The sequence below is a fragment of the Bradyrhizobium sp. 31Argb genome (assembly GCF_043638955.1).
In the GTDB taxonomy this organism is placed as follows: domain Bacteria; phylum Pseudomonadota; class Alphaproteobacteria; order Rhizobiales; family Xanthobacteraceae; genus Bradyrhizobium.
The window spans coordinates 25,766-32,129 of record NZ_JBEGDB010000068.1 but is presented as its reverse complement, the minus strand read 5'-3'; the positions used below and the strand labels follow the sequence as shown (position 1 = coordinate 32,129).

General features: G+C 62.6%; 4 protein-coding genes and 1 pseudogene. 2 read left to right on the top strand and 3 right to left on the bottom strand.

Translation table 11 applies throughout. The features are described 5' to 3' along the window. Nucleotides 1-55: 55 nt before the first annotated feature. A complete protein-coding gene (locus tag AAFX91_RS15905; protein ID WP_394567071.1) occupies nucleotides 56-883 on the bottom strand; it encodes a LysR substrate-binding domain-containing protein in 828 nt (275 codons plus the stop codon). Between the two features lie 80 nt (nucleotides 884-963). Between AAFX91_RS15905 and AAFX91_RS15900 the strand changes: the two are divergent. Beyond that, a pseudogene (locus tag AAFX91_RS15900) lies at nucleotides 964-1,803 on the top strand (MFS transporter); the annotation flags it as partial. After that, the gene (locus tag AAFX91_RS15895) at nucleotides 1,770-2,177 is read left to right on the top strand and encodes an MFS transporter (protein WP_394567070.1); all 408 of its coding nucleotides are present in this window, start codon (nucleotides 1,770-1,772) and stop codon (nucleotides 2,175-2,177) included. The pseudogene AAFX91_RS15900 and the gene AAFX91_RS15895, both read left to right, overlap by 34 nt. A 429-nt stretch (nucleotides 2,178-2,606) precedes the next feature. Here AAFX91_RS15895 and AAFX91_RS15890 read toward each other — a convergent pair whose 3' ends face one another. Further along, nucleotides 2,607-3,566, bottom strand: coding sequence for an ornithine cyclodeaminase family protein (locus tag AAFX91_RS15890; protein ID WP_394567069.1), 960 nt, complete (start codon nucleotides 3,564-3,566; stop codon nucleotides 2,607-2,609). A gap of 380 nt (nucleotides 3,567-3,946) precedes the next feature. Continuing rightward, complete coding sequence (locus AAFX91_RS15885) at nucleotides 3,947-6,112, bottom strand: lytic transglycosylase domain-containing protein (RefSeq protein ID WP_394567072.1); 2,166 nt, start codon at nucleotides 6,110-6,112, stop codon at nucleotides 3,947-3,949. Nucleotides 6,113-6,364: the final 252 nt, after the last annotated feature.

Genomic DNA, 6,364 nt, shown 5'->3' with positions numbered 1-6,364 from the left:
GATCCTGCGAGCAATGACGCAACCTCGGACCGGCCGACAGTCGGAGCTACATCCGTCAAGCGAAAGTAACATCCTCATAGGAATCGGGTGTAGCGGCTGATTCTGCAAAAGCCGCAAAGAGGCGCTTGGCATCGAGTTCATCGGTGGCATAGACGTCGCGCACGAGCGCCAATCCCTGTCCGGCGATTGCCGCGCGGATCAAAAGCATGTCGTTCTCAAAGCTTGGGCCCCTGCGTGCCTGTGTATCGCTGATCATCGCTCCATGCGCCCGGAACCATGCTGGCCATACCGAGCGATTACGATCCTGAAGAAGCGGATAGCGAAGGCAATCCTCAATACCCTCGATCGATGGACCGTTCGCAACAAGCTCAGGGCTTCCCACGCAGATGAGGTGAGGCGCGATGATTTTGAAGGCTTCAAGTCCGGGATAGTCGCCGCGACCGTGGCGCAACGCCACGTCCACATCATCGTTGCGCAGGTCGGCGAGGCGTGCGGTCGTGTCCACACGGACATGAATGCCCGGATGGCGGTCGGAGAACCGGCCGAGACGGGGCACGAGCCAGGAAGCAGCGAAGGATGCCGTCGTACTGACCGATAGAATATGCCGATCCTGGGGCCGGGTCTCGAAGAGGCCAACGGCATCCTCGATCTGTTGAAACCCCTTCGCAAGCGGCTCAAAGAGCCGAAGCCCCTCAGCCGTCAGCCGAATCTCCCGACTGCGTCGCTCAAGAAGCTTCACGCCAAGCCGTTGCTCCAGAAGCTTGACCTGCTGACTGATCGCGCCTGGGGTCACGCCCTGGACGGCAGCGGCGCGCTTCACGCTGCCGTGCTGCCCCACATGGGCGAACGCCCTCAATGCTAATAGTGAAACGGAAGGGGGCATCGCTGCAATTTAGCTGAGCTGAATCGGCGCGCAAGAGATATGGCTTGTCGCCGTCATTACCATTCTCCAAGGTTATTGCCATGCAAAGGGCAGAGAACGCGGCAAGCTTATCCGAACGATCCACACTCAATAGAGGACTTCTCGCCGTTCTCGCTTTCGCAGCTGGGCTGACGGTTGCCAACAATTACTATAATCAAGCAATGCTCGGGTTGTTGGCCGATGAGTTTCGTCTTTCGCCAGCTACGGTCGCGCTGCTGCCGGTTTTGACGCAACTTGGTAATGTTGTCGGCATCTTCTTCCTAGTGCCGCTCGGCGACCGGCTGGAACGTCGCTGGCTCATTCTGGTGACGACGATTGCCCTTGTCGCCGCACTGGTCGCGGCGGCCATTGCGCCGGGCTTCGTGTGGCTTGTTGTTGCGGGGCTGGGGATCGGGCTGTTCGCGACCGTCACGCAACAGATCGTTCCACTTGCCGTGCATCTGTCAGCGTCCCACGAACGTGGTCATGTCCTGGGGATCGTCACGGGCGGCATTCTGGTCGGCATCCTTCTCGCGCGTACGATCAGCGGCGTGATTTCCGATCTCTGGGGCTGGCAGGCGGTGTTCTGGACGGCGGCGGCCTTCATGCTGGCGACCGCCGTCGCTCTCGGCACCATGCTGCCGAAGGTGGAGCCGACTTCGGATTTGAGTTATGGCCGATTGCTCGGGTCTCTGTGGACGTTGCTGCGCACTCATCGGGTGCTGCGCTGGGGCGTCGCGACACAAGCGCTGATCTTTGCGGCGTTCATCGGGTTCTGGTCCAGCCTCGCCCTGCTGCTTGACGGCCCGCCCTACGATCTCGGTGCGACAGCGGTGGGATTGGTGGCGCTTGTCGGTGTTGGTGGGCTTTGGCCGCGCCGATCGCCGGCGCGCTGGCGGATAAGCGCGGGCCGGCCGTCGTCATTTCTATCGGCGCCGGCCTTGTTGTCGTTGCGTTCGCCATCTTCGGACTGTTCCAGGGTTCCTTGGCTGCGATCGTCATCGGGGTTCTCGTTCTCGACCTCGCGGTCCAGGCATCGCAGGTCGCCAATCAGGCCCGCATCTTCGCGCTCGATCCGGCCGCCCGCAGCCGGCTCAACACCATCTTCATGGGCACGATGATCCTGGGCGGAGCCTGTGGGGCGGGTGTTGCTGGTCTCGCCTATGCCTGCTTTGGCTGGACAGGAGCCTGCATTTTCGGCGCGACCGCCGCAGCGATCGCGCTCGTTATGTCCCGTGCAGAAGCTCGCGACAAAGTTTCCAAATGGTCGCGCTAGACAATGAGCGTGGGCAAATTTTGTTTGCTTCTTCGTACCTTCTGCTCATTTGCTAAGCGCCATTTTGGAGGGCTATAGCGTAAACGTAGTTCTCCGTTTCATCGCTCTCCGCCCGCCATCCCCGCCGATTGCCCTCCATGGCCCGATATTCTGCGCTACAGCCACACAGACACCGCCGATTGCCGCACAAGTCGCGCATAGAGTAATGCTCGCAAAACGGACCTGATGAGGAAATTCGGCCGTGCATCACCCGTTGTTTACCGGCGCAAGTGTAGCAACGGCCACGACCGACCCCACCTCGGACCTTCGCATCGGCATTGCGGAATGTCAGCTTCGCTGCCCATCGCCGACCTTAGTCCAAATGCGCAGCATTGCCGAGGGAATCCTGCACCGACACTATTTCAGGGTCCAAAATTCCCGTTAAATGCGTTATCTCGGCGGAGTTGGCGCTTTGGCTGCATTCACCGCGTTCACGACGTAATTGGCAATCATGAGATCGAGATGTGCGCGCCCACCATTCTTGAAGAGGGTAATCTGTTTCTCGGATCGGCGGCTGGGGCTGTCCGCCGCCACCAGATCGTAAAGATCGCCACGCACATGATCCCGCGTGATGACACCAGACTGGATCGGCTGTATCAGCTCTCCGATCTTGTCGACGACCGTATCGAAGTAATCCACATAGACCAAAGACGAGGCGATCAGGCTGTCATCAGCCTCGCGCATGTCCGGGGTGAACGCACCAATCAGGTCGACATGCGTGCCCGGGCGCACCCACTGCCCCAAAAGGACGGGCTGCTGGGACATGGTCGCAGCCGAGACGATATCGGCTTCTCCAACCGCTTTCGCTAGATCTATAACAACTGCCACCTCGGACCTGATATTGTTGAGCGTTGCGGCAAGAGTCTGGGCCTGCTCTGGACGCCGCGACCAGATCGAAATGCGCTCAACGCTGGGAAAGGCTGCGTCATAGGCCCGCGCCAGCGTCGCAGCCACCATCCCGGCTCCAATAATGACCAGGTGGCGGCTGTTCGCGCGCGCCAGGTATTGAGCACCCAGAACGGAGTCCGCTGCAGTCTTGTATTGCGTGACCAGTCTGCTCTCAATGACAGCACGCATCGAACCGCAATCGGGATCGTAGGGCAATACCGCGCCCTGTATTGAGGGCAGCCCCTTCTGCACATTCCCGGAGAACACGCTATCGCCCTTGATCACGAAACCAAGCCCCTCGGTTCGGGCGGCGCGGTTTAGAAGCTTCGCGCCACCCGAACCCAGAAGCAAATCTCCCTGCTGGGGACGAGCAAGCTTGTGGCCCCGACGCAGAGCGTCGATCGCGCCCGGCCAGTTCAGCGTGTTTTCGCATCCTTCATAGGTCAAGAGTTGTGGCAGCATGTTCTTCTTTATCCATCACGAGCAACTTGCCTCGTAAACTGAGGTCGATTCCGAAAGCATCAGCGAACGGCACACTGATTTAGCGGTTGTGAGCGGACTGCGAGGAATTCACCATGCATCGCCATTCAGCCGCGACCTTATTTCGGAGGGTCGTGGAGGGCTATAGCGTAGACGTAGTTCTCCGTTTCCCCGTTCTCGGCCCGCTATTTGCCGCCGATTGCACTCTATAGTTCGATATTGATAGTTCGATTTTGCCGCCGATCACCGCATTCTACCAAGCGGGTATAGATGGGCGTGTGTTCGCAAGAGCAGGGGGCGCCGCGTCTGTCGTTAAGCGCGCTGCTCGGGACAGCCAACCTGTCCTGCCATTCGCTATTCGCCTATTCGACGCTGGCGCCGCGATGGAGGTCGGCTTCGATCTGCAGCCGCGTGCCGCCACCGAACCGCGCGCGATAGACCTGCAGGTTCTCCATGATCCGCTGCACATAGTTGCGCGTCTCGGAGAACGGGATCAGCTCGACCCAGTCGACCGCGTCGACCTTGGGATCGCGCGGGTCACCGTAGCGATCGATCCATTTCCGCACGCTGCCGCGGCCGGCATTGTAGGCTGCGAAGGTGAGGATGTAGGAGCCGCGATAGTCCTCCAGCAATCCGCCAAGCTCGGCGGCGCCAAGCGCGGCGTTGTAGACCGAGTCGGTCTTCATCCGGTTCAGATCAAACGCGACGCCGGCGCGCTTGCAGACATAGCGCCCCGCATCCGGCGTGACTTGCATCAGCCCATAGGCTTGCGCCGGCGAAACCACGGCCGGATTGAACGCGCTCTCCTGCCGCGCGATCGCATAGACGATGCTCCGCTCGATGTCCGGGCCGATCGACCTGAACGACGGAATCCCGTTGATGGGATAGGCGTAGAAGTCGAACGGCAGACCACGGTTGAGCGCGGCCTTGCCCATCAACAGCATGCCGCGCGCATCGCTGTAGCGCGCCGTCAGTTCGCCGAGCCCGACCAGCGCCTCAGGGTCGCCGTTCTCGCCCATGTCGGCGAGCAGGGGAATTGCGAACTCGCGCTCGTCGAGCTCATAGAGCAGTTGCGCCGCGCGCACGATCTCCAACCGTTCGACGCCGCGGCCGCGTGCGCCCGGGACACCGTTCAGCTCGATCTGCGGCAAGCCGAGCTTGGCCCGCGCGAGCTGTCCGTAATAGCTGGTCGATTGCTCGGCCGCGCGCAGATAGGCCGCGCGCGCCTCCTGGTCGCGGCCGGCGGCTTCGGCGGCGCGGCCTTGCCAATAGCCGGCGCGCGCCAGCGCGGTTGGATTGACGCTGCCAACGCCGATGCGGGCGAAATGCTGCGCGGCGAGCCCGGGATCTCTGAGGAAGCGCAGCGCGATCCAGCCGGCGGTGAACTCCTGCTCGGTCTTGTAGATGTCGCGTGCGGGCAGCGCCGCATCGCGCGCGATCAGATAGGCGGTGCGGTTCTCGCCGACGTCGATCATCTTGCGCGCCAGCAGGCGCCGCTCGATCCACCATTCGTCGACATTGAACAGCCTCGCCGGATCCTTCGGCGTGCTCAGCATCAACTGCGCCGCTTCCGCGAACTTTTCCTCACGGCGGAGCAACTGGATCCGGGCGAACAGATAGCCGGTGTCGCCGTGCAGTTCGCGCGGCACCGCTTCCAATAGCGCCCTCAGGTTGGATGCTCTCTTGTTGGCGCCGATCCGTGCCTTGGCGAGCGCGAGATAGCCCGAGCCCAGCCGCTTGGCCGCGCGCAGGCCGGCAGCCTCCTGCTCGGTGCCATAGAGCATCGTGTCCATGCGCGCCTTGTGATCGCCGGCGGTGAGCAGCGCCCCGAACAGGTCGAGCGCGGTGGTTTCCGTGTCCTCGCTCATGGGATCGCTGCGCCAGGCTTCGCGCGCCAGCCGCTCGGCATTGGCGCGGTCGCCGCGCGCGAGCATCGCTTTGGCCAGCGCGAACCGGCCCTTGGCCGAGACGGGCGACTCGTTCTCGAACCACGACCAGACCGCGGCATCTTCGCGGCGGTCGTCCCACAGCGCAGCCTCGAGACGGCGGCGCAAGAAGGTCTGCGAGGGCCAGCTCGGGTTGGCGGAGATGAAGGCGCGGTAGCGTTCGACCGAGGCGCCGTTGTTTTCGCTGCGCAGGATCAGCCACTCGGCGAGCTTTCTGGCGACGGGATCGGAGATCGTCGCCTCGACCTGCGTCGCATCGCCGGGCTTCTGCTTGCGGACGAGCTCGATGACGTTCTCGAGCGCGTCCTTGTCGCTCTGCGAGGTCGATGAGGTCGCGGCTACGGCGGCGGGCACTGTCGGCTTGATGCGGACCGGCGCTGCATGCTGGCGCGTGGCCGGCGCCAAATGGGCTGGGGGCGGCGCAGGTGCGTTGGGCGAGGTGGCCCGGGGAACGGTGGCGGTATTTTTGGCAGCGGCAGTCGCTGGCGCGGTGGTGGCAGGCGTGGTTTTCGGAACCACGCCGCGCGCGATCGGCCGCGGCTTTGGCAAGGGAACATTTGGGCCGGCCGCGGCTTCTGCCATCGCGGCCAGGGCGAAGGCCAACGCTAGCGATGTCGCCAAGGCGGTCGATCGCAATGCGGCAGCGCGGGGGGAAGGGGTCACGGCTTTCCTCTGCGGCGGCGAATCATCTGATCGCTGAGGCCTCAGCTGTATTTGATTGAATATGTGGACAAATTGCTAAAAGTGTCGCGGAAGCGATATTTGCGCCATGACAGCGGCAAAATCGCGGCTGGCAATGGGACGGGGACTGCGGCCCTTTCGCTTGGCCGCCGG